General features: G+C 73.8%; 22 protein-coding genes. 10 read left to right on the top strand and 12 right to left on the bottom strand.

Annotation, left to right across the window (positions count from 1 at the left end):
• Nucleotides 1-135 precede the first annotated feature (135 nt).
• A complete protein-coding gene (locus ACIPSJ_RS35555; RefSeq protein ID WP_359227205.1) occupies nt 136-1320 on the top strand; it encodes a type III polyketide synthase in 1185 nt (394 codons plus the stop codon).
• A gap of 33 nt (nt 1321-1353) precedes the next feature.
• On the opposite strand, the gene ACIPSJ_RS35550 is transcribed toward ACIPSJ_RS35555, so the two are convergent.
• From ACIPSJ_RS35550 to ACIPSJ_RS35530, 5 genes are all read right to left on the bottom strand, one after another.
• Nucleotides 1354-3612: a SpoIIE family protein phosphatase gene (locus ACIPSJ_RS35550; RefSeq protein ID WP_401352012.1), complete on the bottom strand. Its 2259-nt coding sequence runs from the start codon at nt 3610-3612 to the stop codon at nt 1354-1356.
• Nucleotides 3613-3834: 222 nt separating this feature from the next.
• Nucleotides 3835-4446: a VOC family protein gene (locus ACIPSJ_RS35545; protein ID WP_401352010.1), complete on the bottom strand. Its 612-nt coding sequence runs from the start codon at nt 4444-4446 to the stop codon at nt 3835-3837.
• Nucleotides 4447-4522: 76 nt separating this feature from the next.
• Nucleotides 4523-5281 carry an SDR family oxidoreductase gene (locus tag ACIPSJ_RS35540; protein WP_401352008.1) on the bottom strand — a complete coding sequence of 253 codons (759 nt, stop codon included), beginning with the start codon at nt 5279-5281 and terminating at the stop codon, nt 4523-4525.
• A gap of 218 nt (nt 5282-5499) precedes the next feature.
• Entirely contained in the window at nt 5500-5706 is a 207-nt protein-coding gene (locus tag ACIPSJ_RS35535; RefSeq protein ID WP_401352006.1) for a PhzF family phenazine biosynthesis protein, read from the bottom strand.
• Between the two features lie 151 nt (nt 5707-5857).
• Nucleotides 5858-8722 carry a helix-turn-helix transcriptional regulator gene (locus ACIPSJ_RS35530; protein ID WP_401352003.1) on the bottom strand — a complete coding sequence of 955 codons (2865 nt, stop codon included), beginning with the start codon at nt 8720-8722 and terminating at the stop codon, nt 5858-5860.
• 156 nt (nt 8723-8878) lie between these two features.
• Here ACIPSJ_RS35530 and ACIPSJ_RS35525 point away from each other — a divergent pair, with 156 nt between their 5' ends.
• The 3 genes from ACIPSJ_RS35525 to ACIPSJ_RS35515 all read left to right on the top strand — a co-directional run bounded on the left by ACIPSJ_RS35525 (nt 8879) and on the right by ACIPSJ_RS35515 (nt 11622).
• On the top strand, nt 8879-9991 hold the full coding sequence (locus tag ACIPSJ_RS35525; RefSeq protein WP_401352001.1) for a helix-turn-helix domain-containing protein: 1113 nt from the start codon (nt 8879-8881) through the stop codon (nt 9989-9991).
• Nucleotides 9952-11001 (top strand): helix-turn-helix domain-containing protein, encoded by a 1050-nt coding sequence (locus ACIPSJ_RS35520; RefSeq protein ID WP_401351999.1) that lies wholly within the window; start codon nt 9952-9954, stop codon nt 10999-11001. Before ACIPSJ_RS35525 ends, ACIPSJ_RS35520 begins: the two co-directional genes overlap by 40 nt.
• Before the next feature lie 156 nt (nt 11002-11157).
• The gene (locus ACIPSJ_RS35515) at nt 11158-11622 is read left to right on the top strand and encodes a DUF5709 domain-containing protein (RefSeq protein WP_401351997.1); all 465 of its coding nucleotides are present in this window, start codon (nt 11158-11160) and stop codon (nt 11620-11622) included.
• Between the two features lie 39 nt (nt 11623-11661).
• On the opposite strand, the gene ACIPSJ_RS35510 is transcribed toward ACIPSJ_RS35515, so the two are convergent.
• Nucleotides 11662-12531 carry a LysR family transcriptional regulator gene (locus ACIPSJ_RS35510; RefSeq protein ID WP_401351995.1) on the bottom strand — a complete coding sequence of 290 codons (870 nt, stop codon included), beginning with the start codon at nt 12529-12531 and terminating at the stop codon, nt 11662-11664.
• A gap of 153 nt (nt 12532-12684) precedes the next feature.
• On the bottom strand, nt 12685-13926 hold the full coding sequence (locus tag ACIPSJ_RS35505) for an MFS transporter (RefSeq protein WP_359226277.1): 1242 nt from the start codon (nt 13924-13926) through the stop codon (nt 12685-12687).
• Nucleotides 13927-14184: 258 nt separating this feature from the next.
• On the opposite strand from ACIPSJ_RS35505, the gene ACIPSJ_RS35500 reads away from it, so the two are divergent.
• The 5 genes from ACIPSJ_RS35500 (at nt 14185) to ACIPSJ_RS35480 (ending at nt 18328) form a co-directional block, all read left to right on the top strand.
• Nucleotides 14185-15156 (top strand): alpha/beta hydrolase, encoded by a 972-nt coding sequence (locus tag ACIPSJ_RS35500; RefSeq protein WP_359226275.1) that lies wholly within the window; start codon nt 14185-14187, stop codon nt 15154-15156.
• Between the two features lie 33 nt (nt 15157-15189).
• Entirely contained in the window at nt 15190-15915 is a 726-nt protein-coding gene (locus ACIPSJ_RS35495) for an alpha/beta hydrolase (protein ID WP_355710111.1), read from the top strand.
• An 85-nt stretch (nt 15916-16000) separates the two neighbouring features.
• The gene (locus ACIPSJ_RS35490; protein WP_401351993.1) at nt 16001-16771 is read left to right on the top strand and encodes a hypothetical protein; all 771 of its coding nucleotides are present in this window, start codon (nt 16001-16003) and stop codon (nt 16769-16771) included.
• Between the two features lie 182 nt (nt 16772-16953).
• Nucleotides 16954-17628 (top strand): hypothetical protein, encoded by a 675-nt coding sequence (locus tag ACIPSJ_RS35485; protein WP_401351991.1) that lies wholly within the window; start codon nt 16954-16956, stop codon nt 17626-17628.
• Between the two features lie 124 nt (nt 17629-17752).
• A complete protein-coding gene (locus ACIPSJ_RS35480; RefSeq protein ID WP_355710117.1) occupies nt 17753-18328 on the top strand; it encodes a sigma-70 family RNA polymerase sigma factor in 576 nt (191 codons plus the stop codon).
• Here ACIPSJ_RS35480 and meaB read toward each other — a convergent pair.
• From meaB to ACIPSJ_RS35460, 4 genes are all read right to left on the bottom strand, one after another.
• Complete coding sequence (gene meaB, locus ACIPSJ_RS35475; protein ID WP_401351988.1) at nt 18316-19338, bottom strand: methylmalonyl Co-A mutase-associated GTPase MeaB; 1023 nt, start codon at nt 19336-19338, stop codon at nt 18316-18318. The two genes, ACIPSJ_RS35480 and meaB, sit on opposite strands and share 13 nt — an antisense overlap.
• A complete protein-coding gene (scpA, locus tag ACIPSJ_RS35470) occupies nt 19335-21494 on the bottom strand; it encodes a methylmalonyl-CoA mutase (protein WP_401351985.1) in 2160 nt (719 codons plus the stop codon). The genes meaB and scpA overlap by 4 nt, the downstream gene beginning before the upstream one ends.
• On the bottom strand, nt 21494-23299 hold the full coding sequence (locus ACIPSJ_RS35465; protein ID WP_401351983.1) for a methylmalonyl-CoA mutase family protein: 1806 nt from the start codon (nt 23297-23299) through the stop codon (nt 21494-21496). The genes scpA and ACIPSJ_RS35465 overlap by 1 nt, the downstream gene beginning before the upstream one ends.
• Nucleotides 23300-23382: 83 nt before the next feature.
• Nucleotides 23383-23910, bottom strand: coding sequence for a MarR family transcriptional regulator (locus ACIPSJ_RS35460; RefSeq protein ID WP_355710125.1), 528 nt, complete (start codon nt 23908-23910; stop codon nt 23383-23385).
• A gap of 89 nt (nt 23911-23999) precedes the next feature.
• On the opposite strand from ACIPSJ_RS35460, the gene ACIPSJ_RS35455 reads away from it, so the two are divergent.
• Nucleotides 24000-24515 (top strand): YceI family protein, encoded by a 516-nt coding sequence (locus ACIPSJ_RS35455; RefSeq protein ID WP_401351981.1) that lies wholly within the window; start codon nt 24000-24002, stop codon nt 24513-24515.
• A gap of 3 nt (nt 24516-24518) precedes the next feature.
• Here the strand turns inward: ACIPSJ_RS35455 and ACIPSJ_RS35450 are convergent, their stop codons facing one another.
• Nucleotides 24519-26222, bottom strand: a complete 1704-nt coding sequence (locus ACIPSJ_RS35450; RefSeq protein ID WP_401352516.1) for a hypothetical protein — start codon at nt 26220-26222, stop codon at nt 24519-24521.
• Nucleotides 26223-26427: the final 205 nt, after the last annotated feature.

Below are 26427 nucleotides of genomic sequence, written 5' to 3'. Positions count from 1 at the left end.
CGTGTGTCGGGGAAGCCTGAGAGTTGGCGAATGTGAAGTAGATTGCAATGACGGTGCCTTGACCCCGGTGGCCTGAATCAGGCAGGTTTCAGACAGTGGATGCCATCCACGGGTCTGCCGAGAAAGCTGCGTGTTATGGGTGCCTACTTGTCTCCTCCCGTCGTGATACACGGCGAACATGACGTGACGACCGGCCGGATCCTGGAGGAGGTGCGCGGCAGGCACGCACAGGCGCCGTGGGTGTCACGGATCGACGGCATCGCCGAGAGCACCGGGATCGTCTCGCGCGGGTGGATGCTGCCGCTGGAGACGGCCGTCGCACCCGGCAGCGGGAGCGGCCTGCGCACCCCCGGCGCAGGTCAGGCCCGTGCGGCGCTGCTCCGCGGCGGGTTCACCGACGGCGAGGTGAACCGCGTGATCGCCGAACTGGAGGCGATACCGGCGCCGCAGACCGTGCAGGAGCGGACCGCGCCGGCCTGGGCGGCCGTGCAGGCGTACGGGGAGCGCGCGGCGCGCGGGGCACTGGACAGCGCCGGACTGACGGCCGCCGACATCGACTGTCTGATAACCAGTCACTCCACCACCCCGGCCCTGCCGGGCCTGGACCTGTCCCTGCTCAACCGCCTTCCCTTGCGCAACGACGTGCTGCTGCTGCCGGCCACCCAGTGGGCCTGCATCGCCGGCACCCGGTCGCTGGCGCTGGCGGCCGACCTGGTCGCCGCCGATCCCGACCGGGCGGTGCTGGTCGTGATATCGGAGGCGCTGAGCACCACCTACCAGCCCGGCGACGACACCCTGGAATCGCTCATCGTCCGGCTGCTGTTCGCGGACACCGCCGTCGCCGTGGTCGTCACCGGGCGCCCCAGGACGGAGTCGGTCCTGCGGCTGGACGCGGTCTGGCACCACACCCTGCCCGGCACCACCGACCTGCACCGGCTGGAGACCCGGGCCGACGGCACGCACTTCGTGATGGACCGCCGCGGACCGCGTGCCGTGCAGGAGACGGTCGCCGCGATGTGGGAGTGGCTGCGCCTGCGCCACCAGGACGACCGGCACCCCTGGCACCCCGATCTGCTGCTCGCCCATCCCGGTGGCACACGGGTGCTGGAGTACATGGAACAGACCATGCCCGACGAGTGGCCGGCGGGACTGCTGGACTACAGCCGGGACAGCTACACCACGGGCAACCGCGGCGGTGCCGCCGTCCTCGACATCCTGCGGCGCGCGTACGACGCCGGCCAGAAGTCGGGCAGCCGTACGGTCCTGTACGCGGCCGCGCCGGGGCTGACCGCCACGGCCGTCGAGGGGGAGTGGCTGTAGCCGGAGCCCCCCGCCGCGCTCACCGCACGGGCGTCACACCTCCAGCTCCGCCCAGACGGCCTTGCCGGTGTCGGTCCAGCGCACCCCCCAGCGGGTGGTCAGCTTGTGGACGACGTGCAGCCCCCGCCCGCCGTCGTCGAGCAGCTCACCGCGGCGCAGCCGCGGCCGGCCGCTGCCGGTGTCGCCGACCTCGCACGACAGCCGGTCGCCCGCGCTCACCAGCCGTACCGTGACCGGCCCGGTGCCGAACCGGACGGCGTTGGTGACCAGTTCACTGAGCACCAGCAGCACGCTGTCCCGGGCCGGTCCGCCGAGCTGCCACTGCCGCAGCAGCGGAGCGGCCAGGGCGCGGGCGCGGGCGGCGGTGTCCTCGCGGGCGGGCAGCCGCCAGGCGGCGGTGTCCCGGCCGCGGCGCCCGGCCATCCGGGCCAGCAACAGGGTCACGTCGTCACGCAGCCGGCCCTGCGGGGCGAGCCGCGCGACCACGCGGCGCGCGGCCTGCTGCAGGTCGTCCCAGGGATGCACCTCGCGCACCACGTCCGTCAGCCGGCCGATGCCGTCGTCGATCGAGGCCGCCGGATCCTCCACCAGGCCGTCGGTGTACAGGACGAGCAGCGAGCCGGGCGGCGCCGCGAACTGGTGCACCTCGAACGGCTCCCGTACGACGAACTCCGCGCCCAGCGCCGGATGCGGCTGCGTCGCGATGGTCTTGGCGGACCCGTCGGGACGGACGAGGACCGGTGGCAGATGGCCGGCGTTGGAGAGCACCACCCGGTGGTCGACCGGATCGTAGACCGCGATGCAGCAGGTCGAGCCCAGCGCGCTGTACCCGGCCGCCAGGCCCGCGTCCGTGTCGTCCAGCAGGGTGACCGTCTCGTCCAGCCGCGCCAGCACCTCCCCGGGACCCAGCCCCGCCGAGAGCAGCGCGCGGGCCTCCATGCTCAGCTGCCCCATGGCCGCCGCCGCCCCCAGACCGTGCCCCACCACATCACCGACCACCAGCGCGGTACGGTCCCCCGGCAGCGGAAAGCTGTTCACCCAGTCACCGCCGACGCCCGCGCTGTCGGGCGTGGTGGGCTGGTAGACGCTGGCCACCTCGATGGTGTCGCTGCCGGCCCGGGGCAGCAGCCGGCGCTGCAGCGCCAGGACCTGGGCGTGCTCGCGCTGGTGCTGGCGGGCCAGGTCCACGTGCCGGGCGGTCTTCGCCACCAGTTCCTGCAGATCGAGCAGCTCACCGTCGCGGAAGGGGTGCTCCGGCCGCCGCCAGACCTCCGTCACGCCCAGCACGATCGGCCCCGGTGTGCCGTGCGGCCCCTCCACGACCAGCGGGATGCAGGCGACGCTCACCGGCCGCTCGCCCGGCACCAGGGCACGCACCAGCTGCGGATCCTCCAGCGCCCGCTCGATCGTCCCCCGGTCGGGGATGACGATGGCCTGCGGCACGTCGTCCCGCATGACCGCGCCGGCCAGCAGCCCGCTCGCCTCCCGGGGAAGGTTGTCCCCGGGCGTCAGATACCCCTCGGGCCAGGCCCGGTCCGGCGCCAGGGCCGCCCGCCGCAGCCGGATCCGCTCATGCGCCTGTTCGGTGACCGCCTCGCCCGTCCACACGGCGTAGTCGAGGTCGACGGCGGCCACGTCCCCCCAGGCCAGCAGCGACTGGGCCAGGGACTGCGCGGTCTCCCCGACGTCCAGCGAGGTCCCGATCGCGGTGGCGGAGGCGTACAGGTGCAGCCGCTTGGCCATGGCGATCAGGGAGACCGTCAGCCCCTCCTGCGGCGAGGCGGCCGGCAGGATGCTCATCGAGACCACCAGCTCCGTCCCGTCGTCCCGGCGCAGCCGCTGGACCCGGGCGACATGCGCCTCCCGCGTGTCGAGAACCCGCCGCAGCCGCTGGGTCACCGTCGGCACGTCACCGGGCGGCAGCAGATCGGTGAAGGCGGACCCCACAGGAGCACTCACCCCCGCGAACGGCGCGGCGTCCAGATTGCAGCGGGTGATCCGCAGCTCCCGGTCGAGATTGACCGCCCCGAGGATCTGCTCCCGGCCGTCGCTCTCCTCCCGATCGCTCTCCTCCCGATTGCTCTCCCGCCCTTCGCTCTCCCGCCCTTCGCTCTCTTGCCTGTCGCTCTCCCGGCCGTCACCCTCCCCGTCCGCACTCGCGGGCCGCCGCGCGTGCTCCGCGCCCGCCGCCCCGCTCCTCGGCAGGTAGCTCGCCAGGGCGCCGCTGACCATGTCGAACGGCGAGGAGGAGGGAGACGGGGGAGAGGACGAAGGGGAGGGTTTGGGATCCATGCGGCTCACGCAGCTCGCTGACTCCGGCACCGGCCGGACGACGTTCCCGAGTCCATGCGGCCGGACCCCGAGATCCCGCACCGCACATCTCATGGGTAGCACAGATGGCCTGCCCGCCGAAGGGCCGGAAGTGCCGGAAGTGCCGGCGCCGGCGCCCGCCAGGTGCCCCTCCTCAGCTCCCCCGGCAGCTCCTCCGGCAGCTCCTCCGGCAGCTCCTCCGGCTCACGAGGGCGGTTCCGTTCCGGCCTGCTCGCTGACCAGGTAGCGCGCGTACCAGTCCGGCCAGTCCGGGTCCTCCGCGCCGGTGCGTGCCTCGTGCTCACCGTGTGCCGCCGCGGCCCGCCGGAGGGCGCTCGCCAGGTCGTCGGCCGAGGCGAACCCGGTGACGGCGGGATCCAGCCGCCCCGGGAGCCGGGTGGTGACCTCCTGAAGGACCCAGCCGTTGCCGTCCGGGTCGCTGAACGACAGGAAGGAGCCGTAGCTGCCGTGCTGCGGCTCGGGTCCGGGCACCCGGGCGTCGGTGCCCTCGTGGTGGAAGATCCCGCCGGCGTCGTGGAACACCTCGCTCGGTTCGGCGCCGTGCTTCGCCAACTCGTCGTGGGCGGCCTCGATGTCGTCGACGATCAGGTGCAGGCCCCGGGCCGAGCCCGCCGCCTGCTCGGTGACGGACGTGCCGAAGATGACCGACGCCGGTGAACCCGGCGGGGTCACCTGCACCACCCGGAAGCCGTCCTCGGGGGCGAGGTCGGCGTCCAGCCGCCAGCCCAGCGCCGTGTAGAAGTCCTTGGCCCGGTCGACGTCGGACACCGGCACCACGACTACCTCGAGTTTCATGTCCATCTCTGTCTCCCGTCTCCAAGGCGCGCCGGCCCGCGGACCGGATCGGAACGCCGCGCGCCCCGGGGCGGCATCAACGCGCGACGAGCTGCTGGCCGCCGTCGATGTCGTAGGTGGCGCCGGTGAGGGCGTCGTTCGCCATGATGTGCAGTGCCAGGGCGGCGATGTCCGCCGGACCGACCACCCGGCCGATGGGCAGCGTCTGCCTCAGCTGCTCCCGGCGCGCCTCCAGCCGGTCGCCGAGCAGCGAGGCCGACAGCGGGGTGTCCACGAACCCCGCGGCGATGAGGTTGACCCGGACCGGGGCGACCTCCAGCGCCAGGTTGGCGATCAGCGCGGGCAGCGCCGCGGTGAGGGCGCCCGTCACCGCCATCCCGGGAGCGGGCCGCCGGCCGCCGGTGCCGCCGATGAACAGCAGCGTCCCTCCGGCCCTGACCTTCTCCCGGCTCGCCCGCGCCGTCGCCAGCACCATCGCCAGCCGCCCGCCGAAGTCGCGCCCGGCATCGGTCAGGTCGAGCTCGTCGAGCGGGGTGTACGACGGGCTGCCCGCCGTGACCAGCACATGGTCGACCCGCGTCGGCAGCTCGTGCAGAAACCGCTCCAGGCGCTCGGTGTCCAGGGCGTCGAACGACGCGGTGCTTACGGGGTCCAGTTCCTCCGCCGCCTGCCGCAGACGGTCGGCGTCGCGAGCCGTGAGCACCACCTCGCCGCCGGCCGCGCGCACGTGGCGGGCGGTCTCCAGACCGATCCCCGCGCTGCCTCCCACCACCACGACCGTCTGCCCCGCCAGCCCTCCGCGCGCCGGACGGGCCTCCCCGCCGGCCGCGCTCACAGGAGGTCACCGCCGCCCGAACACCGTTCCCCCGGTTCCGGGGCGGGGCTGGGTCTCCGGTCGCCACGCATGCTCACCTCCGCGTGTCGCGCGATCCTTCCGCGGACGCCGGGCCCGCCGCTGCGGAACCCGGCTGACCTGGGCAAAGGCCCGCAGACTCGGCTTCAGTCTGTCACCCGTCCGGCCGACGTGCATCCGGACCCCGCCGGTGCGCCGGGTCACAGGGTGAGGGTCCCGCGGACCAGCACGACCGCCTCGCCCGTGACCCAGACCGTACCGTCGGGATCGGCGCCGATCCCGACGGTCGCGGCCCGCCCCAGGCGCGTGCCCTGGGAGACGCGGTAGGCGGCGGGCGCACGGCCGGAGGCGGTGAGCCACTGCCCGACGGAGGCGTTCATGCTGCCGCACGCGGGGTCCTCGGGCACCCCGCAGCGGGGCGCGAACGTACGCAGCTCGAAGTCGGAGCGAGCACCTCCTCGGCCGTGGCCGGCTGGACGACGGCCCAGCCGGGCCACGGTGACCAGCTACGTCACCATGAAGACGCTCTCCGCCGAGCCGGCCTGACGCTTCGCCCGCTCACGCCCCGGAAGCCGGCCCCCGCTGCCCGTCCCGGGAGAGGGCGTCGCGGAGCTGGGCCCTGGCGCGGACGCCGAGCTTGGGGAAGACCTTGTGCAGGTGGTAGCCGACGGTACGGGGGGAGAGGTGCAGGCGGGCCGCGATGTCGCGGTTGGTCAGACCCTGGGCGGCCAGTTCGGCTATCTGGCGTTCCTGGGAGGTGAGTTCGCCGGCCGGTGCGGCGGCCGTCGTGGCCCCCGCCGCGCGCAGCTCCGCCGCCGTGCGCTCGGCCCAGGGCCGGGCGTCGAGGCGCTGGAAGCACTCCAGCGCCTCGCTGAGGTACGGGCGGGCCTCCGCGCTGCGGCGGCGCCGGCGCAGCCACTCGCCGAAGTCCAGCCGGGTGAGGGCCTTCTCGAAGGGCCAGCAGTCGGTGGCGGGGTCGGCGAGGGCGGCCCGGAAGCTGCTCTCGGCGTCGTCGTCCGTGCCCGAGTCCGTACCCGTGCCGGTGCCGGTCAGCAGCGCGGTGGCCCGGTGGAGTACGGCGGCCAGGCGCGGCGAGGGGTCGGAGTCCAGACCGTGCCCGACGGCGTCGACCACCGTGCGCGCGTCGTCCGCCCGCCCGGCGCGGACCGCCGCCGCGGCCAGGTCGCCGAGGTAGTACAGGGACGCGTGGTAGTGAACGGGGGCGGGCCGGACATCGCGGGTGAAGGCGGCGCGCAGCTGCTCGTAGGCGTCGGTGTGGTCACCGGCGGCGAACGCGGCCATGCCCACGGCGTGCCGGTGCCGGACCTGGAGACTCAGCGACCTGCGCAGGTCCACACCGCGTACCGCGTCCATCGCCCGGGTCCGCGCGGCCGCGTGGTCGCCCCGGAGCGCGCACAGCGTGGCCCGCAGCAGGCGGGCGCCCACGGTCACGTTGTCGGCACCCGCCTCCGTCGCCATCCAGAACGCCTCGTCCGCCGCCTCCTCGGCCGCCGTCCAGGAGCCGTTCTCGAACAGCGCCAGGGCGAGCGCCTGGGTCACGGTCGCGTTGGTGCCCGCGCTGCCGGCCCGCCGCAGGAGGTCGATGGTCCGGCCGAGGATCCGCACGGCCTGCTCGGTCTCGTCCAGGATCCAGGTCGTGCCGCCCAGCGCCGTGAGGTTCCCGAGCGACTCCTCCCGGTCCAGGGCGGCCAGCCCCTCCTTCAAGTGCCCCAGGAGAAACGGCCGTTCGTGATGGGGGTCGATGACCGCGCGGGCCCAGGCGCAGCCCGCGGGGTCGCCGTCCTCGTCGATCAGGCCGCCGATCCGGCGCAGTTCCGCGCGGTGGTACGGCGCACCCGAGTTGTAGACGGACGTCGCCGCGGTGCTCAGGGCACCCATCGCCAGCTCCGGGGCCGGACCGGCGCAGCCCTCGGCGACGCCCAGCAGCAGGGCCAGCGCGTCCTCGTGGCGGAGCGTGACCCCGAGGGCCCAGCCGCCCAGCAGCGAGGCCTCGGCACGCAGCCGGGGATCGTCGGTCAGTGCGCCCACCCGGCCGCTCATCTCGCCGACCCACTGCGGATGACCGGCGAACATGGCCGACTGCGCGGCCGTCAGCAGCCGCCGGGCGCGCGGCTCCGGCGCCGGGGTCAGCTCGGCGGCGCGTTCCAGCGCGGTCGCGGCGGCCGCGTAACCGCCCCGGCCCCGGGCCCGTTCCGCGCTCTCCGCCAGGGCGTCCGCGACCTCGGCGTCCTGACCGGTCGCCGCGGCGGCCAGCTGCCAGGCCCGGCGGTCCGGCTCGCCGGCCAGCGCGGCGGCCAGGGCGAGATGGGCCTGCCGGCGTTCGAGGAAGGAAGCGGCGTGGTACACGGCCGAGCGGACCAGCGGGTGGCGCGGCAGCACCCGGCCGTCCACCACCCGGACCAGACCGGCCCGCTCGGCGGGGTCCAGCGCCCGCACGACGTCCAGCGCCGGAGCGGCCCGGACGAGTTCGGCCAGGTCCGCCGTGCCCGCCGCGGCCACCAGGAGCAGCGCCTCCCGGGTGGCCGCGGGCAACCCGGCCAGATCGGCGGCGAACAGCCCCTCCAGACGCGCCGTGAGCGGCAGGACGGCACCTGCGGCGGCCTCGGGGGTTCCGGGAGCTCCGGTGCCTTCGGGGGTTCTGGTGCTCCCCGGGGCCAGGCCCCGGGCCAGGGCGCGGGGGAGCTCGATCAGGGCGAGGGGATTGCCGGCCGCCTGCTGCAGGATCTCCGTGCGTGCCTTGCCGCGGGGCGGGTCCGGCTGGGCGTCCAGCAGCTGTCCGGCCGCGCTGCGGCTCAGCGGGCCGACGGTCACCTGGGGGAAGTCGCGGTCGAAGCGGGCCGGTACGCCCTCCTCGCGGGCGGCCAGCAACAGCACCACCGGTCTGCCCTCCAGCCGCCGGGCGAGGAAGGCCAGCACGTCCACCGAGCCGAGGTCCAGCCACTGGGCGTCGTCGACCAGCAGGAGCAGGGGCCTGTGCGCGGCGGCCTGGGTGACGAGGCCCAGTACGCCCACGCACAGGGAGAGCTGGTCGAGTCGCGGTTCGTGGTGCGCGGACCCGGAGCCGAAGGCGCGGTCCAGCGCCTCCCGCTGCGCCGCGGGCAGACCCTCGCCGGGCAGACCGTCGCCGGGCAGCAGCGGATGCAGCAGCTGATGCACCCCCGACAGACCGAGGCCCGACTCGCCCTCGCTGCCGCGCACCCGCAGGAGGCCGAGACCCCGGGCCCGGCCCCGCTCGGCCGCCCACTCGACGAGGGTGGTCTTGCCGGCGCCCGGCTCCCCGGTCAGCACCAGCACCTGCGGTCCGCCGCCGTCCACCGCCCCGAGCAGCCGGTCGAGGCGGTCCAGCTCCGTGGCCCGGCCCAGGATGCCCGGAGCGGAGGGATGGTCGGTGCCGGCGTGCATGAACGGTCCTTCGTCGTCGATCCTCTGCCCGCCCATCCTGCCAGCGGCCACCGGCACGACCGCCGGGAGGGTGACCGGTCATATGACAGAAGCGGCCCGCCCCCTTCTCCGAGACAATGGCGCTGGCCAGGCAGAACGCCACGGGGAGCACACTGAATGACGGTCCACCCACCGCAGCGGTCCACGATCGCCGGCGAGGCCGCCGCGCCTTCCCGGCCCGATGAGGCCACCGCGCCGGGCCGGGACACCGGGACCGAGCGGATCCCGCCGCGCGTGGCCCGCGAACCCGGCACTCCCCGGCCCCGGCCCCGCGTGCTGACCACCCGCTCGGTGCCGCCCGGGGAGAGCCTGGACTACTGGCACGACGCCGTGCTCGACACCCTGGTGGGGATGGACATCGCCACCGAGGGCCGTACCTACGACGCCACCATGCGGACCGACCACCTCGGCAGCCTGCAGATCACCACGGTCGAGTGCGACCCCGGCGAGGTCCACCGGGCACCGCGCTTCATCGCCCGCGGCGACGGCCGGCAGATCTTCGTGGCCGTCCAGAGCACCGGCCGGGCCCGGGTCGAACAGGACGGCCGCACCACCGAGTTGAGGACGGGCGACATCGGCTTCTTCGAGACCGTACGCCCCTTCCGCACCGCCTTCCCGGAACGCTTCCGGCTGAAGATCTTCGCGGTCCCGCGCCGGCTGCTGGAGATCGAGGAGGCCGACCTGGGACGGCTCACCGCGCGGGCCGTGCGCCCGGGCGGCGGGCTCCCCGCCCTGCTGGCGCCGTTGCTGGAGCGGCTGGCGGACACCTCCGAGTCGTACGCGACCCCGACGGCCGAGCGGCTGGCCGAGAACGTCATCGACCTGGTCGCGGCCACGGCGGCCGACCAGCTGGGCGAGGAGCCCGCCGAACTGCCGGGCGCCGACGGCGTCCTGCTGCTGCGGATCAAGACGTACATCCGCTGGCAGCTGTCGGACCCCGCGCTGACCCCGGCCGTCATCGCCGGTGCGCACGGCATCTCGGTGCGCTATCTGCACCGGCTGTTCGCGGCCGAGGACAGCACCGTCTGCCGGTGGATCCGCGAGCAGCGCCTGCGCGCCTGCCGCAGGGAACTCGCCGCGCGGCCACCGGGCTCCGTCGACCTGGGCCAGACCGCCCGGCGCTGGGGCTTCACCGGTTCCGCCGGGTTCGGCAAGGCCTTCCGCGGCTCCTTCGGCCTGTCACCGACGGAATGGCTGGACCGGACGCGGGCGGACGGGCCGCCGTGCTGACGACCGTGTCCTGCGCCGCCCCGGAACCGGCGCCCGGCGAGCGCCTCACCGCCTGGCGGCGCGCCCTGTCCCGGACCTTCGTGGACGTCGAGGTCAGCGTCGCGCCCGACCGCCCGTGGACCGGCACCCTGACCGCCGAACGCCTCGGCGCCCTGCAGATCGCCACCGAGGAGTTCGGCCCCGGGACGATCCTGCGCGGCGCCGCCGCGGTCGCCGCCGACCCCCGCGGCCACATCCTGGTCCGCCGCCAGCTGGAGGGCACCGCCCTGCTGCTCCAGGACGGCCGCAGCGCCGAACTGCACCCCGGTGACCTGGCGTTCCACGATGCCCGGCGCCCGTTCCGCCTCGTGCTGCCCGAGCCGCAGCGGGCCCGGGTCCTCATGGTGCCCCGGGCCCTGCTGCGCCTGGAGGAGCGGCACCTGCCCGCCCTCACCGCCACGGTGGTGGACGAGACCGCGGGGGGCGCGGCGGCCCTGCTGCTGCCGCTCCTCGACGGACTCGTCGACGAGGTCGCCCGGGCCGGGCGGGAGCGGCGCGAACAACTCGCCCGGACCGCGGCGGAGATCCTGGCCACCGTGGCCCTCGAACAGAGCGGCCGGCAGCCCGAGCCGGCCCTGTGGGAGCGGATCACCGCGTCGCTCGGCTCCCGGCTGGGCGAGCCCGGACTCACCCCGCAGGACATCGCCGACCAGCACGCCATCTCGCCGCGCTATCTCCACCGCCTCTTCCAGCGCCAGGGCACCACCGTGGGCGCCTGGCTGCGCGCCCGCCGGCTGGAGGCGGCCCACCAGGAACTCGCCCGGCCCGCCGCCCACCGGTCCATCGCCACGGTGGCCGCCCGCTGGGGGTTCACCAGCCCCTCCCACTTCAGCCGCGCCTTCCGCGAGACCTACGGCATGTCACCGGCCCAGTGGCGCAGGACGGCGGGATCTGCCGGGACCACGACAGCACCGGTGGCCCCGCCAGACCCCGCCGCCCGACTCCACCGGCGCCCCCAGGCCGCGCCGTGAGCCACGCCCTCCGCCCACCGGCCCCCGCCGACTGGCACCCTCCCCGGCGCCCTCGGGCCCGCTTCGCCGATCGCACCGTCCGACCGGCCATGACCTCCTACGCTTTCCGGTTGACGGCCGGATCGAACCGATGGCCCGAGTGACGATGGAGCGCGCATGACCGACGAGGCGATGGGTGACGAGGTCTACCAGCCGGACGGTTCGGAGGTGCAGGACGACGCGGGTCTGCTGGACGCCTCCGACACCCTGGACTACCGGGCCGGCGAGGAGGCACTGGACGAGGGGTACTCGCCGCCGGAGCGGCCCTGGGCCGTGGAGCACACCGGCGTCACCGCGGCCGAGGCACAGCGCGGGGAGACCCTGGACGAGCGGCTCGCCGAGGAGGTGCCGGACCTCGCCGTCCCGGAGGGCGACGACCTCGGCGACACCTGGGACACGGACGGCGAACTCCTCGACGACGAGGTGGGCGACGACCGCGCCGGACGGCTGCTCGCACCGGACGAGGGCGCGCACGAGGTCACCGACTCCGACCTGGTCGCCTCCGACCGGGGCCTGGACGGCGCCGGGGCCTCGGCGGAGGAGGCCGCGATGCATGTGATCCCGGACTCCGACACCTACTGACGCGTCGGCGGGAGCGCCTCGGCGAGCCCCCGGCGGCGGTCAGACGATGTGGCGCAACAGCGCCGCGACCGCCGCCGGGGGCTCGCCCGGCGGCCGTACCACCATCACCTTCCAGTTCGGCGCGTGCCGGCCGAACCGGTAGGTCGTCAGGTCCGGGAAACGGCCGGCGATGGTCGGCGGCATGATGCAGACGCCGAGGTCGTTGCGGACCAGTTCCGACGCGGCCACGATGTCGTTGACCTCGAAGGTCGTGGCACGCTCGACGCCGGCCGCGCGGAACGAGCGGTCCGCCGCGTCGCGGATCGCCCAGCCCGGGGTGAACTCCACCTGCGGCAGCTCCGCGATGTCGGCCAGGTCGACCGTGCCCTCCGGGCCGCGCGGGATGAGGCTCCGCCGGGGCGAGGTCACCAGGACCATCTCCTCCCGTGACAGCAGCTTGGTGACCAGCCCGCGCTGCTGCCGGCGGTCCAGCGCCACCACCGCCAGATCCACCGTGCCCTCGCGCAGCGCCTGCCGGATGTCGACGACCGCGGCCTGCCGCAACCGGACCACCACCCGCGGGTGTTCGGCCCGCAGCGAGGCCAGCGCGCGCGGCAGGTTCGCCATGGCCCCCTGCATCGTGCCGACCGTCACCCGGCCGCGCAGCTCGCCCTTGGCCGCGTCGACCGCCTCGCGGGCCAGCTCGGCCGCGCGCAACGCCTGCCGCGCCGCCGGCACGAACGCCTCACCGGCCGGGGTGAGCCCGACCCGGTGGGTGGTCCGGACGAACAGCGCGGTGCCCAGCTCGCGTTCCAGCGTGCGGACCGCTCCGGAGACCGCGGACTGGACGACGTGCAGCTGCCGCGCCGCCGCCGTGAACCCACCCGCGTCCGCCACCGCGACGACGACTTCCATCTGCCGTAGGTCCATCGCCCGCTCCCACCGACCCCGCGCCCGCCTCGGCCGGGCGGCGATCACCGCTGCATCCTAGGCAGGCGCCGGCGTTCCCCGGCGCCGGACCGGGGGAGTGTCGACGAGACCGACGGGACACCCTCAGCGCCCCCCGGCGCACGACACGGGCCATTACGCCGACCGCGCCTCGCCGTCTCCGCCCCGACGGCGTTCGGTGAGCCAGTACAGGAGGGCCAGCACCGGCAGAGCGGCCCCGAACAGGCTGACGGCGGTCCAGCCGTCGGCGCGGTAGGCGACCGAGCCGGCCTGGGAGCCGACGGCGCCGCCGATGAAGAAGATCGCGATGAAGGCGCTGTTCAGACGGGCCCGGGCGAGCGGGTCCAGCTGGTAGACGGTGTGCTGGCCGAGGATCAGGCTGGTCTGCACGGCCATGTCGAGGGCGACGGCCGCGAGGGCGATCAGCACGACGCTGTGCTGCCCGAAGCCCGCCGCGGCGAAGGCCAGCGCGGCGAGAGCGAACGCGGCCCCGGTCATCGGCCGGGTCAGCCCCTGGTCGGCCCAGCGCCCGGCCATCGGGGCGACGGCCGCACCGGCCGCCCCGACCAGGGCGAAGACACCGACACCGACGGCGGAGTAGTGGAAACGCGGCCCGGTCAGCACATACGAGACGGTGGTCCAGAAGGCGCTGAACGCACCGAACATCGCCGCCTGGTAGAGACCCCGGCGCAGCAGCGCGGGGTGGGTGCGCACCAGCGCCACCGTGGAGCGCAGCACCTGGTGGTACGGCACGGACGTGGTCGGCGCGTGCCGGGGCAGCGCCGCCCGCAGGGCCACCGCCAGCAGGGCCATCAGCACGGCCGAGCCGAGGTAGACGACCCGCCAGCCGGCGACGCTGGAGACCAGGCTGCTGAGCGTGCGGGACAGCAGGATGCCGGTGAGCAGACCGCTCATCACCCGGCCCACCACCCGGCCCCGGGCGTGGTCGGGCGCCAGGCTCGCCGCGAACGGCACGAGTATCTGCGCCACCACCGACGTCGCACCGCTGATCAGCGAGGCGGCCAGCAGCATCGGGAACCCGGTCGCGAGACCGGCCGCCACCAGGGCGAGCGTGGTCACCGTCAGCAGCGCGGTGATCAGGCTCCGCTTCTCCAGCCGGTCGCCCAGCGGGACCAGGAAGATCATGCCGATCACATAGCCGACCTGGGTGAGCGTGATCAGCGTGCCCGCGGTGGCCTCGCCGATGTGGAAGACACCGCGCAGCTCGGAGAGCAGCGGCTGGGCGTAGTACAGGTTGGCGACCGTCATGCCGGAGGCGACGGCGAACAGCGCGATCAGCCAGCCCGGCACCCCGTGCGCGGGCTCGGCGGCTGCCTTCCGGCGGGGGGAGCGGACTTCTGGCGACGACTGGGACACAAGGACCTTCTTCACAGGAGGTGTGGCTCTCACCCTGCACCAGCGCTCCGCCGCCCACGATGCTTCCCCCGAGGCGGCGATGGTTCGGGATGTCAGTCATCTCGACAGGAGATGACCGGATGACCGCCGCACCCGCCTGTGCGCTGCCGGGGTGCCGACTGTGCGCTCCGGGACAACTGCCCGCCCCGCACGGCTCCTACCGTGACGCGCGGGGCGCCGGAACGACCGGTGTGCCCGACGCATTCCCAGGAGACTCGTATGTCCGAAGCCTTCACGCCCGTCACGCCGGTGCTCGAACCCGCAGCCCAGGCGTTCGTCGAGGCCACCGCGAACCCGCCGTACCTCTTCGACCTGGCCCCGGCGGACGGTCGCAAGGCGGTGGACGAGGTGCAGTCCGGCGAGATCGCCAAGCCGGCCGTCGACGAGGAGTGGATCACGGTCTCCGGCGGCCCCACCGGCACCGTCCGGGCGCGGATCGTGAAGCCCGCCGGTGCCACCGGCCCCCTCCCCGTGATCATCTACATCCACGGCGCCGGCTGGGTCTTCGGCAACGCCCACACCCACGACCGCCTGGTCCGCGAACTCGCCGTCGGCGCCGAGGCGGCCGTCGTCTTCCCCGAGTACGACCTCTCGCCCGAGGTCCGCTACCCGGTCGCCATCGAGCAGAACTGGACCGTCGCGCAGTGGATCGTGGAGCAGGGCGCGACCAAGGGCCTGGACGCCGGCCGGATCGCGGTGGCCGGTGACTCGGTCGGCGGCAACATGACGATCGCGCTGACCCTGATGGCCAAGGAGCGCGGCGGTGTACCGCTGCTCCAGCAGGTGCTGTTCTACCCGGTCACCGACGCGAGCTTCGACACCAACTCCTACCACCAGTTCGCCGAGGGCTACTTCCTGCGCCGCGACGGCATGTTCTGGTTCTGGGACCAGTACACGACCGACGAGGCCGAGCGCGCCCAGATCACCGCCAGCCCGCTGCGCGCCACCACCGAGCAGCTCAAGGACCTGCCCCCGGCCCTGGTCGTCGTCGCCGAGGCCGACGTCCTGCGCGACGAGGGCGAGGCCTACGCCAACAAGCTCCGCGAGGCCGGCGTGCCCGTCACCGCCGTCCGCTTCCAGGGCATCATCCACGACTTCGTGATGCTCAACGCCCTGCGCGGGACCCACGCCGCCGAGGCCGCCATCTCGCTCGCCGTCCGCACCCTGCACACGGCCCTGCACACCGCCTGACCCGCAGCGCGGCTCCGCCGACAAGGAATCCCCATGACCGACTCCACGCCCACCGTCGTCCTGGTGCACGGCGCCTTCGCGGACGCCTCCAGCTTCGCCCGGGTCGTCCCGGAACTGCAGGCCGACGGCCTCAAGGTGCTGGTCCCCGCGGTGCCCAACCGCAGCCTCACCGGAGACGCCGCCTACCTCGCCTCGGTGGTCCGCGCCGTGCCCGGCCCCGTCGTCCTGGTCGGCCACTCCTACGGCGGTGCCGTCATCACCGTCGCGGGCGCCGAGGCCAACGTCCAGGCCCTGGTCTACCTGGCCGGCTACGCCCTGGAGGAGGGCGAGAGCCTCGGCGAGCTGCAGGGCCGCTTCCCGGACTCCGAGCTGGCCTCGGCCCTCGTGTACACGCCGTTCCCGGTCGAGGGCTCCGACGAGCCCGGCACCGACGTGACGGTCGACCCCGACCGGTTCCCGGAGATCTTCGCCGCCGACGTGGACCCGGACCTCGCCAGGGTGCTGGCCGTCTCCCAGCGTCCCCTGGCGGGTGCGGCCTTCGCCGAGGCGGCCCCGGTCGCCGCCTGGAAGACCAAGCCGTCCTGGGGCCTGGTGTCGTCCGCGGACCGCACCATCAACCCGGACGTCGAGCGCTACGGCTACGAGCGGGCCGGTATGACGACCGTCGAGGTCGACTCCTCGCACCTGGTCATGCTCGCCCACCCGCAGGAGGTCGCGGACGTGATCCGCGCGGCCGTGCTGTCCCTCGGCACGGAGTAAACGGCGCACCCCGCAAGGGTGACGCAGCGCGGGCCGCGCACCGGTGTCGACCGGGCGCGGCCCGTCCGCGTGTAGGTACGTGATCATGCGGACACCGATGCGATCCCCCTGGACCTGGGCGGCCCTCGCCGTCGTGACGGCGGTGTGCGGGGCGCTCCCGTTCACCGTGACCGGCGGCGACACCCCCCGCCCGCTCTCGGCGGACGAGGCCCGGCGCATGGCCCTCACCCGGTTCCGCGCCTACCGGGACAGCCCGGCCGAGGTGACGGTACGGGCGCCGCTGCCCGGCGGAACGGCCGTGGTCCGCGCGGTGGTCGACGAGCACCGGCACCGGGCGGTGGGCTGGTTCGACACGGGCGACGCGGCCGAGCGGGGGCTGCTGGCCTGGGACGGCACCGGACTCTCCATCGCCCGCCCCAGGATCGACGGCAGCGCGGGCCCCCTCGCGAAACCCGCGTCCCTGGCGGAAGCGGTACGGGACGCGGCCCGCGTCAGCCCGGCGGCCTGGATCCGCCGCGCCTACGGCCCCGCCTCGCTGGACACCGCCCTCCGCCTGACCCTCAGCCTGGCCGCCGCCCGCCCGGACAGCGCACGGCTGCTCGCCCGCTCGGCGCCACGCCATCTGCGCGAAGACCGGATCAACGGCCGGATCTACGACGTCTTCTCCGGCCCCCCGCCGACAACCCAACCGTCCGGCCCCTCGCCCCTCACGTACTGGATCGACCGGACCGGACACCTACGCCGCGTCCGAGCGGACCTCGACGACGACCGCACGATCGTCGTCGACGTGACGGGTGAGAAGGTCCACCCAGCGGTTCCGGAGGGACCATGGACGGGGCTGAAGAGAAACGGCTGAGGAGCGCCCCGCCAGGGGCGCGGGGAACTGCGCGACCAGCCCCCACCGAACCCGCACCCGACCGCCGACCGTTCCACCCGAGCTATGAACCCCCCCACCCCGCCTATGAGTTGAGCACACCACCTGTGGATCCCCGTACCACTCCCCGAAGGAGACCTCGCCGGATGCGAGGATGATGCGCCATGACGGCAGGTTGGTGCGCACGCACAGTACGGTCCGCGGTGTTCGCGGCCGTCTGCGTGCTGCTCGCCGCCGTCGGCCACGTCCTGATGTCCGGCAGCCCGGTCCCCGCCTGGGCGCTGGCCGCCGGCACCGCGGTCACCACTGCCCTCGGCTGGACCCTGTCGGCACGCGAACGCGGCCTCGCGCTCGTCGCGTCCGCCGCGGTCGGCGCCCAGACCGCCCTGCACTCCGGCTTCTCGGCCGCCCAGGTGTGGACCACCAGCACCACCTCCGTGGGCACCACCTCCATGGGCGCCATGCATATGGACATGGCCGGCGACATGTCCGCCATGCACATGGGCCCCGCCCACATAAGCCCCGCCGAGTACCTCGGCCTCGGCACCGGCGGCACCGCCTCCACCGGCATGCTCGCCGCCCACCTCCTCGCCGCCCTGCTGTGCGGACTCTGGCTCGGACACGGCGAACGCGCGGCCTTCCGCATCAGCCGGGCCGCGGCCGCCCGGCTCACCGCACCGCTCACCGCCCCGCTGCGGCTGCTGCTCGCCCTGCCCGTCGCCCCCGGGCGGCCGCGCCCCCGGCCGCACCGCCGCCGCTCGGACCGGGCACCACGGCTCCTTCTTCTCGTCCACGCGATCACTTCCCGGGGTCCGCCCGTGCGGACGGCTGTCATCTGACGACAGCCGGTGTTCCGGGACCGCCCCTGCGCGCCCCGGACGAACACGACGGCCGTACGCCCGCTCAAGCACCGCGAGCGCCACCGGGCCGTCGCCCCCTTCACCTTTCTCACAAGGACACCGAGTGATCACTTCCGTCCTGCCCGCACGCCCTGCGCCGGACGAGAAACGCGACGAGTCGATCACGGCCTGGGCCCTCGCCGCCCGGTCCGGGGACACGGCCGCCGTGGACGCGTTCGTACGGGCCCTGCACCGCGACGTCCTGCGGTACGTCGCCCATCTCTGCGCCGACCCGCAGGCGGTCGACGACCTCGCGCAGGACACGTTCCTGCGCGCGCTGGGCAGCCTGCACCGCTTCGAGGGACACGGTTCGGCCCGTTCCTGGCTGCTGTCGATCGCCCGCCGGGCCGTCGTGGACAGCCACCGGTACGCCGCCGCCCGGCCGCGCCCGGCGGACGTCCCCGACTGGCAGCTCGCCGTCGAGCGCGCCCAGCCGTACGGGCTGCCGGGCTTCGAGGAGGGGGTCGTCCTGCTCGACCTCCTCGCGGCGCTGCCCGACGAACGGCGTGAGGCGTTCGTCCTCACCCAGCTCGTCGGGTTGCCGTACGCGGAGGCCGCCGAGGTCAGCGACTGTCCCGTCGGCACGGTCCGCTCCCGGGTGGCCCGGGCCCGCGAGGCGCTCCAGGATCAGCTGGCCTGAGGCCCTTCGGAAGACCCCGCGAGAGGCCCTTCGGAAGGCCCTTCGAACGCTCGCAGGATGCGTTCGGCGGCCAGGGTCGCCGTCAACGAGCCGTCCCTGACCTGCTGTTCGAGGTCGGGGGCGGCCGCGCGCACCGCGGGGTGGGCGGACAGCCGCCCGAGCAGCTCGTCCCGCACCATCGACCAGGTCCAGCCCACCTGCTGCTCACGGCGCTTGTCCGTGAGCCGCCCGGTGGAGTCCAGCAACGCCCGGTGCTGCTCAAGCCGTTCCCAGACCAGCTCCAGGCCCGTCGACTCCCGCGCGCTGCAACTCAGCACCGGGGGAGTCCAGAACACGTCCTTGCCGTGCATCAGCCGCAGCGCGCTCGCCAACTCCCGGGCGGCCGACCGGGCGTCGCGCTCGTGCGGGCCGTCCGCCTTGTTGACGGCGATCACGTCGGCGAGTTCCAGGACGCCCTTCTTGATGCCCTGGAGCTGGTCGCCGGTGCGGGCCAGGCTGAGCAGCAGGAAGGAGTCGACCATGTCGGCGACCGCGGTCTCGGACTGCCCGACGCCGACGGTCTCGACCAGGATCACGTCGTACCCGGCGGCCTCCATGACCACCATCGACTCCCGGGTCGCCTTCGCGACCCCGCCCAGTGTGCCCGCGCTCGGGGAGGGCCGGACGAAGGCGTTCGGGTCGACGGCCAGCCGCTCCATCCGGGTCTTGTCGCCGAGGATCGAGCCGCCGGTCCGGGTGGACGACGGGTCCACGGCGAGCACGGCCACCCGGTGCCCCAAGCCCGTCAGCAACGTGCCGAACGCGTCGATGAACGTCGACTTGCCCACGCCCGGCACCCCGCTGACGCCGATCCGCCGCGCCCGGCCGCTGTGCGGAAGCAGCTCGGTGAGCAACTCCTGTGCCAGCGCCCGGTGCTGTGGACGGGTGGACTCGACGAGGGTGATGGCGCGGGCGATGACCGCGCGCTTCCCGTCGAGCACACCCTTCACATAGGCGTCGACATCGATCACAGGGCGTGCCCGAGTTCCGCCGACAGCCGCTGGACCAGGTCGTAGGCCGCGTCCGGGATCACCGTCCCGGGCGGGAACACGGCCGTGGCGCCCATCTCCAGGAGGGTCGGCACGTCCTGTGGCGGGATGACACCGCCGACCACGATCATGATGTCCTCCCGGCCCTCCTCGGCGAGCTGCTCGCGCAGTGCCGGTACGAGGGTGAGGTGGCCGGCCGCGAGCGAGGACACGCCGACCACGTGGACGTCCGCCTCCACCGCCTGGCGGGCGACCTCCTCCGGGGTCTGGAACAGCGGGCCGACGTCGACGTCGAAGCCGAGGTCGGCGAAGGCGGTGGCGATCACCTTCTGGCCCCGGTCGTGACCGTCCTGGCCCATCTTGGCGACCAGGATGCGCGGGCGGCGCCCCTCGGCCTCGTCGAACGCGTCGACCAGGGCCCGGGTGCGGTCCACGTTCGGGGACTCGCCTGCTTCGTTGCGGTACACACCGGAGATCGTACGGATCTGGCTCGCGTGCCGGCCGTACACCTTCTCCAGGGCGTCCGAGATCTCACCGACGGTGGCCTTGGCGCGGGCCGCGCGCACGGCCAGCTCCAGCAGGTTGCCGTCGCCGTCCGCCGCCCGGGTCAGCGCGTCCAGCGCGTCCCGGCAGGCCGTCTCGTCCCGCTCGTCCCGCAGCCGCCGCAGCTTCTCGATCTGCTGGGCGCGGACGGAGGAGTTGTCGACCTTGAGGACCTCGATGGCCTCGTCGCTCTCGACCCGGTACTTGTTGACACCGATCACCGGCTGCCGTCCGGAGTCGATCCGGGCCTGGGTGCGGGCCGCCGCCTCCTCGATGCGCAGCTTGGGGATGCCGGCGTCGATCGCCTTGGCCATGCCGCCCGCCGCCTCGACCTCCTGGATGTGCGCCCAGGCCTTGCGGGCGAGGTCGTACGTCAGCCGCTCCACGTAGGCGCTGCCGCCCCACGGGTCGATGACCCTCGTCGTGCCCGACTCCTGCTGGATGAGCAGCTGGGTGTTGCGGGCGATGCGCGCGGAGAAGTCCGTCGGCAGCGCCAGGGCCTCGTCGAGGGCGTTGGTGTGCAGCGACTGGGTGTGGCCCTGGGTCGCCGCCATCGCCTCCACGGCCGTACGCGTGACGTTGTTGAAGACGTCCTGCGCGGTCAGCGACCAGCCCGAGGTCTGCGAATGGGTGCGCAGGGAGAGGGACTTGGTGTTCTTCGGCTCGAACTGGTCGACCAGCTTGGCCCAGAGCAGCCGGGCCGCCCTGAGCTTCGCGATCTCCATGAAGAAGTTCATGCCGATCGCCCAGAAGAAGGAGAGCCGGGGCGCGAACGCGTCCACGTCCAGGCCCGCCTCCCGGCCCGCCCGGATGTACTCGACGCCGTCCGCGAGCGTGTACGCCAGCTCCAGGTCGGCCGTGGCTCCGGCCTCCTGGATGTGGTAACCGGAGATGGAGATCGAGTTGTAGCGGGGCATCCGCTGGGAGGTGAAGGCGAAGATGTCGGAGATGATCCGCATCGACGGCTTCGGCGGATAGATGTAGGTGTTGCGGACCATGAACTCCTTGAGGATGTCGTTCTGGATGGTCCCGGCCAGCTTCTCGGGCGGTACGCCCTGTTCCTCCGCCGCCACGATGTACAGCGCCAGCACGGGCAGCACCGCGCCGTTCATCGTCATCGACACGGTCATCCGGTCCAGCGGGATGCCGTCGAAGAGCTGGCGCATGTCGTAGATCGAGTCGATGGCCACGCCCGCCATGCCGACGTCGCCGGTCACCCGCGGGTGGTCGCTGTCGTAGCCCCGGTGGGTGGGCAGGTCGAAGGCGACCGAGAGGCCCTTCTGGCCGGCCGCCAGGTTGCGCCGGTAGAACGCGTTGGACTCCTCGGCGGTGGAGAAGCCCGCGTACTGGCGGATGGTCCAGGGCTGGTTGACGTACATCGTCGGGTAGGGGCCGCGCAGGTACGGCGCGATGCCCGGGTAGGTGCCGAGGAAGTCCAGGCCCTCCAGGTCGCGGCCGGTGTAGAGCGGCTTGACCCCGATGCCCTCCGGGGTCTCCCACAGCGGCAGGTCACCGCCGGCCGCCCGCCACTGATCGGGGCTGCCCTCGGTGACGGGGGTCCCCAGTTCGATGCCGGAGAAGTCGGGGATTCCCATCAGGACACTCCCATGCGGTCGAGGGTCTCGGACAGCACGGCCACGGCGTCGCAGCCCGCGAAGACGGACGAGTCGATGCCGGGGAAGTCGCCCCGGCCCGCGAGGACCACGTGCCGGGCACCGGCCGCCTTCAGCGACTCGGCCGTCCGCGCGGCCTGTTCGGCGTACTGCGCGTCGCTGGAGCAGAGCACCGCCTCGGTGGCACCGCTCTCCTCGAAGCTTCCCCCGGTGACCGGCTCGATGCCGCCCGCCTGGAAGAGGTTCGAGGCGAAGGTCGCGCGGCCCGTGTACTCGGTGGCCGAGCCGAGCGTCGCCAGGTAGATCCGGGGGCGGGCGCCGGTGGCCGCGAGATGGGCGTCCGAGCGGGCGCGCAGCTCCTCGTACGCCTCGTCCCGGCGGACCCGGGGCAGGCCTCCCGACGGCGGCTCGGGCGCGGGCTCGCGCTCCACCGGCTTCTCGGCCAGGAAGGGGAACTCGCTGACGCCGGTGATGGGTTCACGGCGCTTGGCGAGCTTCTTGGAGCGCTCGGCCCAGGTGGTCGCGAGGTCGGTGCGCAGCCGGCCGGAGCGCAGGACGGCCGCCTGGCCGCCGTCGCGCTCGATCGTCCGGAAGAACTCCCAGCCCGCGTGGGCGAGTTCGTCGGTCAGCCGCTCGACGTACCAGGAACCGCCGGCCGGGTCGACGACCCGGGCCAGGTGCGACTCCTCGACCAGGATCGTCGAGGTGTTGCGGGCGATCCGGCGGGCGAAGGCGTCCGGCAGGCCCAGCGCGTGGTCGAACGGCAGCACGGTCACGGAGTCGGCGCCGCCCACCCCGGCGGCCAGCGTCGCGATCGTCGTGCGGAGCATGTTCACCCACGGGTCGCGGCGGCTCATCATCACCGGCGAGGTGACCGCGTGCTGCGTCTGGGCGCCCGCGTCGGCCGCCCCGCTGACCTCGGCGACCCGCGCCCACAGCCGGCGGGCCGCGCGCAGCTTGGCGATCGTCAGGAACTGGTCGGCGGTCGCCGCGTACCGGAACTCCAGCTGGGCCAGGGCCTGTTCGACGCCGAGCCCGGCCTCCGTCAGCTCCCGCAGATACGCCACCCCGGTGGCCAGCGAGGCGCCCAGCTCCTGCGCGGCCGAGCCGCCCGCCTCGTGGTACGGCAGCGCGTCCACGGTCAGCGCCCGCAGCCCCGGGAACTCCCCGGCGCACCGCTTCGCCAGTTCGGCGACGGGCGCGAAGGGGAGGGCGGTGCCGGTGCGGGCCTCGTGGCCGAGCGGGTCGGCGCCCAGGTTGCCGCGTACGGCCTCGGGCGCGACGCCCTTCGCCTCGTACACCCGGAACAGCTCGGCGGCGGCCGTCTCGGCGTCCCGGCCCGCGTCCAGGACGACCGGCGCCAGGTCGAGGTAGACGCCCTCCAGCGCGCGGCCCAGGCCGTCGACGGGGATGCCGCCCTCGCCGAGCACCAGCCAGAGCGAGGTGACGCCGTTCTCCAGGTCGGCCAGGACCGCGCCGTCGGGCGCCGCCGCGTGCCGTTGCCTTATGTCCCAGCCGCCGTCGGTGCCGCCCTCGGGGCGGCCGCCGCGCACGAAGGGCGCGAAGCCGGGCAGGCCGGGTTCGGGCGCGGTGTCGCGCGCGGTGTAGAGGGGACGGGTGCGCAGCCCGTCCTCCAGCGTCGTGGACAGGGCGTCCTCAGCGGCCTCGCCCGAGACTTCCTTGCCCGACTTGCGCAGCACACCCTCGACAAGGCGTTGCCACTGCTCGTGTGTCGCGTCAGGGAACTCGGCGGCCAGGGAGAGCCCGTCGTCAGGCAGGACCGTCATGCTCGGATGCTAGGGCAGACGGTCAGAAGTGCATGGGTGGCGGGGCTGTGACCTTGCCCTCCCTGTGGCTGTGACCTGCGCCTCTAGGGGGTGAAGTGGCCTGATTCGTGCGGTCCGTGCGTGTCGTCCGCGAGCTCCGGTACGAGCGCGCACAGCGCCTGGCGCTGCTCGGGGCCGATGACGTGGGCGACCGCCTGCCCGACCGTTTCGGCCAAGGTGGCGGAGGTGTCCCTGAGGAGTCCGCGGGCCTTGTCGGTGAGGGCGACCTCGATGCCCCGCTTGTCGCCGCAGACCGACTTCCTGGTGACCAGGCCGCCGTGCTGGAGGCAGGCGATCTGGTAGGTGAGGCGGGTCTTGGGGCGGCCCAGCAGCTCGGCGATCCGGGTCATGCGCAGCCCTTCCCGGGGCTGCTCGGCCAGCAGGCACAGGATCAGGAACTCGTCGTGCGAGACGTCCAGGGTCTCCTTCACGACCGACCGCAGCCGCTGCTCCACCGCGCCCGTCGCGGCCAGCAGCAGCATCCAGGCGCGCAGCTCGGCGGGGAGCAGTCCGTCACCCCTGAGGGACGGACATTCGGGCAGCTCGGCGGGGTGTTCCTGGGAGGCGGCCATGCCGTCGATTCTACCTGTTGTCCAAATTTGCATATTGAGCTAGCGTGACATCATCCAAATTTGAATCATCAATTGATCGGAGTACGGCCATGCCCGTCACCGTGGAAACCGGCCTCTGGCAGCTCGACCCGACCGCCTCCGCCGTCGCCCTCCGGCACAAGACGATGTGGGGCCTGGTCACCGTCAAGGGCACCTTCGCGGGCGTCACCGGCCGGGGCGAGGTCGCCGCCGACGGCACCGCCACCGGCTCGCTGGCGATCGACGCGGCCTCGCTGGACACCAGGAACAAGAAGCGCGACGACCACCTGCGTTCGGCCGACTTCTTCGACGCCGCCAACCACCCCGAGATCACCTTCGCGGTGCGCGGTGCCGTGCGGGGTGCGGGCGACGCGGTGGACGTCGACGGTCAGCTGACCGTGCGGGGCATCAGCAGGCCGCAGAAGATCACCGCGAAGCTGGTCTCGGCGGACGCCGACGGGCTCACGCTGGAGGCCGAGTTCACGGTGGACCGGAACGAGTTCGGCATGGGCTGGAACCAGGGCGGCATGATCCGCGGCCTGACCACGGTCACCGGCACGCTCCGCTTCACCCGCGCGGCGGCCTGACCCTCACCGGCCGGTCGCCGTCCTGCGCAGCCGCACGTCCTGGCTGGACAGGGTCTGCGGGTCCGCCGTGAAGGCGCGCAGCCGGATCCGGGTGCTCGGCTTGGTGGGGATCCCGAACCGGCCGTTCGGCGGGCGGAGTTCGACGCTCGCGGTGCCGTGCCCGGGAATCGTCGCCGGACCCCGCACGAGCAGCCAGTACATGCTCATGCCCTGGCCGGTGGTGAGCGTGTAGTGCGGGGTGAGCGCGGCGCTCCCCGTGTTGACCACCCTCAGGGTCATCTCGCGCACCACCGCCGCCGACTTCCCGGTCCGGCGCAGTGCCGTGACCTCCATCCGCAGCGGAGGCCCGCCGGACGCCGCGAGGGCCGCGCTCGCCAGCGCCGGGGCGAGCAGCAGCGCGATCGTCGCGACCAGGGCGGGCCGGCGCCGGGGTCCGGTCAGGAAGGCCGGGCGCGGCTGCCAGGCCCGCTCGAACTCCGACAGCGGCGCGGTCACGGCCGCGGCCAGCCACAGCGGCGTCATCATCAGGTAGTAGCCGTCCTGGGAGCGCGTCGCCAGGTAGAAGGCCAGCCAGGGCAGCACGGTCGCGGCCGGGCCGAGGCGCCGTACGAACAGCACGAACAGGGCGAGCAGGGCCGCCGCGAGCAGCATGCTCGCGTGCGAGTACCAGTCGATGCGGTCACTGCCGTTCGTGTAGTACAGCGTGATGTCCACCAGGCCCTGGCCGTGCACCACGGCACCCTGGGTCAGCGGCAGCGCGATCCCGGCCAGCCAGCGGCCCGGCTCGGACACGATGAAGTACGTGTTGATCAGCAGCCACACGGTGACGGCGACGCCGGTGATCCGCAGCACCACCAGACCGGCCGCCCGGCCGCCGAGCTCACCGCGCCGCACCGCGTAGACCCCGGCCAGCAGGAACGGCGTGACGAACCACGGCAGTTGCTGCGCCGCGCACGCGGCCCCCAGGCACGCGGCCCGGGCGATGCCGGCCGCGCCCAGCCGGCCGCCCTGCCCGATCCGCGGCCAGCGCACCGCCGCCGGGATCAGCAGGGCCAGCGCGATGACGGCCGGGTAGCCGACCCGGGCGTACGTCGAGAGGAAACCGAAGCCCAGGCAGGCCATCGTCGCCGCCGACCGCCACGGCGCCGGGAGCATCCGCCACAGCGCGATCGTGCCGGCGATCAGCGCGCCCGTGCAGACCGCCGTCGCCGGAGCGCCGTGGTGGCCGAGCCAGAGCAGCGGGGCGGTCAGCAGCGGGGCGAGCGGCGGATAGCCGTAGGTGTAGTCGTAGCTGCCGCCTATCGTCGGCGTGAGCGCGATGCCCGTGCCGTGGAACAGCCAGGGCCACGGCTGTCCGTAGACGGCGTGGCCGGCGACGAGTTCCCTGGCGGCCTGGGTGGTGAGGGCGCCCTCGTCGCCGCCGGTGTGGTTCAGGGCCCAGGCGCACAGGGCGAGGGCCACGGCCGTGACCAGCACCACCAGGTCGACACGGGCCAGCGAACGGGTCCTGCGGACCGTCAGCGCCAGCACGCCGGAGACCAGGATCGACACGTAACAGACCGAGATCGCGGCCGCCAGGACCAGGTGGTGCGTGGCCGCCTGCGTCCAGATCGAGCGGGTCCCGATGAACAGACTGATGTCGGCGAGGACGGTCAGGACGCGGTGCCATTGCGCGGGGGCCCCGGTATCTCCCGGAGCGGCGGACACCGCCGACTGTGTCCGCCGGTCGGGTGTCACCTGTTGTGTTTCTGCCAAGTGCACGCACCGGACGGTAATCGCGGGGGGTGAGCGGGGTGTTCCTGGAGGAGAAGAGTCCGGTGTGAGGGCGGTAAGAAGCCCCCAATGCGCGGCAATCGCCTGAATAGTGAAAAGATCACGCCTTTGTGCATCGATCAGCACCGATCGCCGCCCG

The sequence above is a fragment of the Streptomyces sp. NPDC090088 genome, from assembly GCF_044747345.1.
Classification (GTDB): Bacteria; Actinomycetota; Actinomycetes; order Streptomycetales; family Streptomycetaceae; genus Streptomyces.
This window is presented reverse-complemented; position numbering and strand designations above follow the sequence as displayed.

Excerpts from the sequence above, each read along its gene's own strand:
- ACIPSJ_RS35545 (WP_401352010.1), bottom strand. The coding sequence starts at position 4,446 with ATGAAACTCGAGGTAGTCGTGGTGCCGGTGTCCGACGTCGACCGGGCC.
- ACIPSJ_RS35525 (WP_401352001.1), top strand. The coding sequence starts at position 8,879 with ATGACGGTCCACCCACCGCAGCGGTCCACGATCGCCGGCGAGGCCGCC.
- ACIPSJ_RS35510 (WP_401351995.1), bottom strand. The coding sequence starts at position 12,531 with ATGGACCTACGGCAGATGGAAGTCGTCGTCGCGGTGGCGGACGCGGGT.
- scpA (WP_401351985.1), bottom strand. The coding sequence starts at position 21,494 with ATGGGAATCCCCGACTTCTCCGGCATCGAACTGGGGACCCCCGTCACC.
- ACIPSJ_RS35460 (WP_355710125.1), bottom strand. The coding sequence starts at position 23,910 with ATGGCCGCCTCCCAGGAACACCCCGCCGAGCTGCCCGAATGTCCGTCC.
- ACIPSJ_RS35555 (WP_359227205.1), top strand. The coding sequence starts at position 136 with ATGGGTGCCTACTTGTCTCCTCCCGTCGTGATACACGGCGAACATGAC.
- ACIPSJ_RS35485 (WP_401351991.1), top strand. The coding sequence starts at position 16,954 with ATGACGGCAGGTTGGTGCGCACGCACAGTACGGTCCGCGGTGTTCGCG.
- ACIPSJ_RS35515 (WP_401351997.1), top strand. The coding sequence starts at position 11,158 with ATGACCGACGAGGCGATGGGTGACGAGGTCTACCAGCCGGACGGTTCG.
- ACIPSJ_RS35500 (WP_359226275.1), top strand. The coding sequence starts at position 14,185 with ATGTCCGAAGCCTTCACGCCCGTCACGCCGGTGCTCGAACCCGCAGCC.
- ACIPSJ_RS35490 (WP_401351993.1), top strand. The coding sequence starts at position 16,001 with ATGCGGACACCGATGCGATCCCCCTGGACCTGGGCGGCCCTCGCCGTC.
- ACIPSJ_RS35550 (WP_401352012.1), bottom strand. The coding sequence starts at position 3,612 with ATGGATCCCAAACCCTCCCCTTCGTCCTCTCCCCCGTCTCCCTCCTCC.
- ACIPSJ_RS35455 (WP_401351981.1), top strand. The coding sequence starts at position 24,000 with ATGCCCGTCACCGTGGAAACCGGCCTCTGGCAGCTCGACCCGACCGCC.
- ACIPSJ_RS35495 (WP_355710111.1), top strand. The coding sequence starts at position 15,190 with ATGACCGACTCCACGCCCACCGTCGTCCTGGTGCACGGCGCCTTCGCG.
- ACIPSJ_RS35520 (WP_401351999.1), top strand. The coding sequence starts at position 9,952 with ATGGCTGGACCGGACGCGGGCGGACGGGCCGCCGTGCTGACGACCGTG.
- ACIPSJ_RS35465 (WP_401351983.1), bottom strand. The coding sequence starts at position 23,299 with ATGACGGTCCTGCCTGACGACGGGCTCTCCCTGGCCGCCGAGTTCCCT.
- ACIPSJ_RS35530 (WP_401352003.1), bottom strand. The coding sequence starts at position 8,722 with ATGCACGCCGGCACCGACCATCCCTCCGCTCCGGGCATCCTGGGCCGG.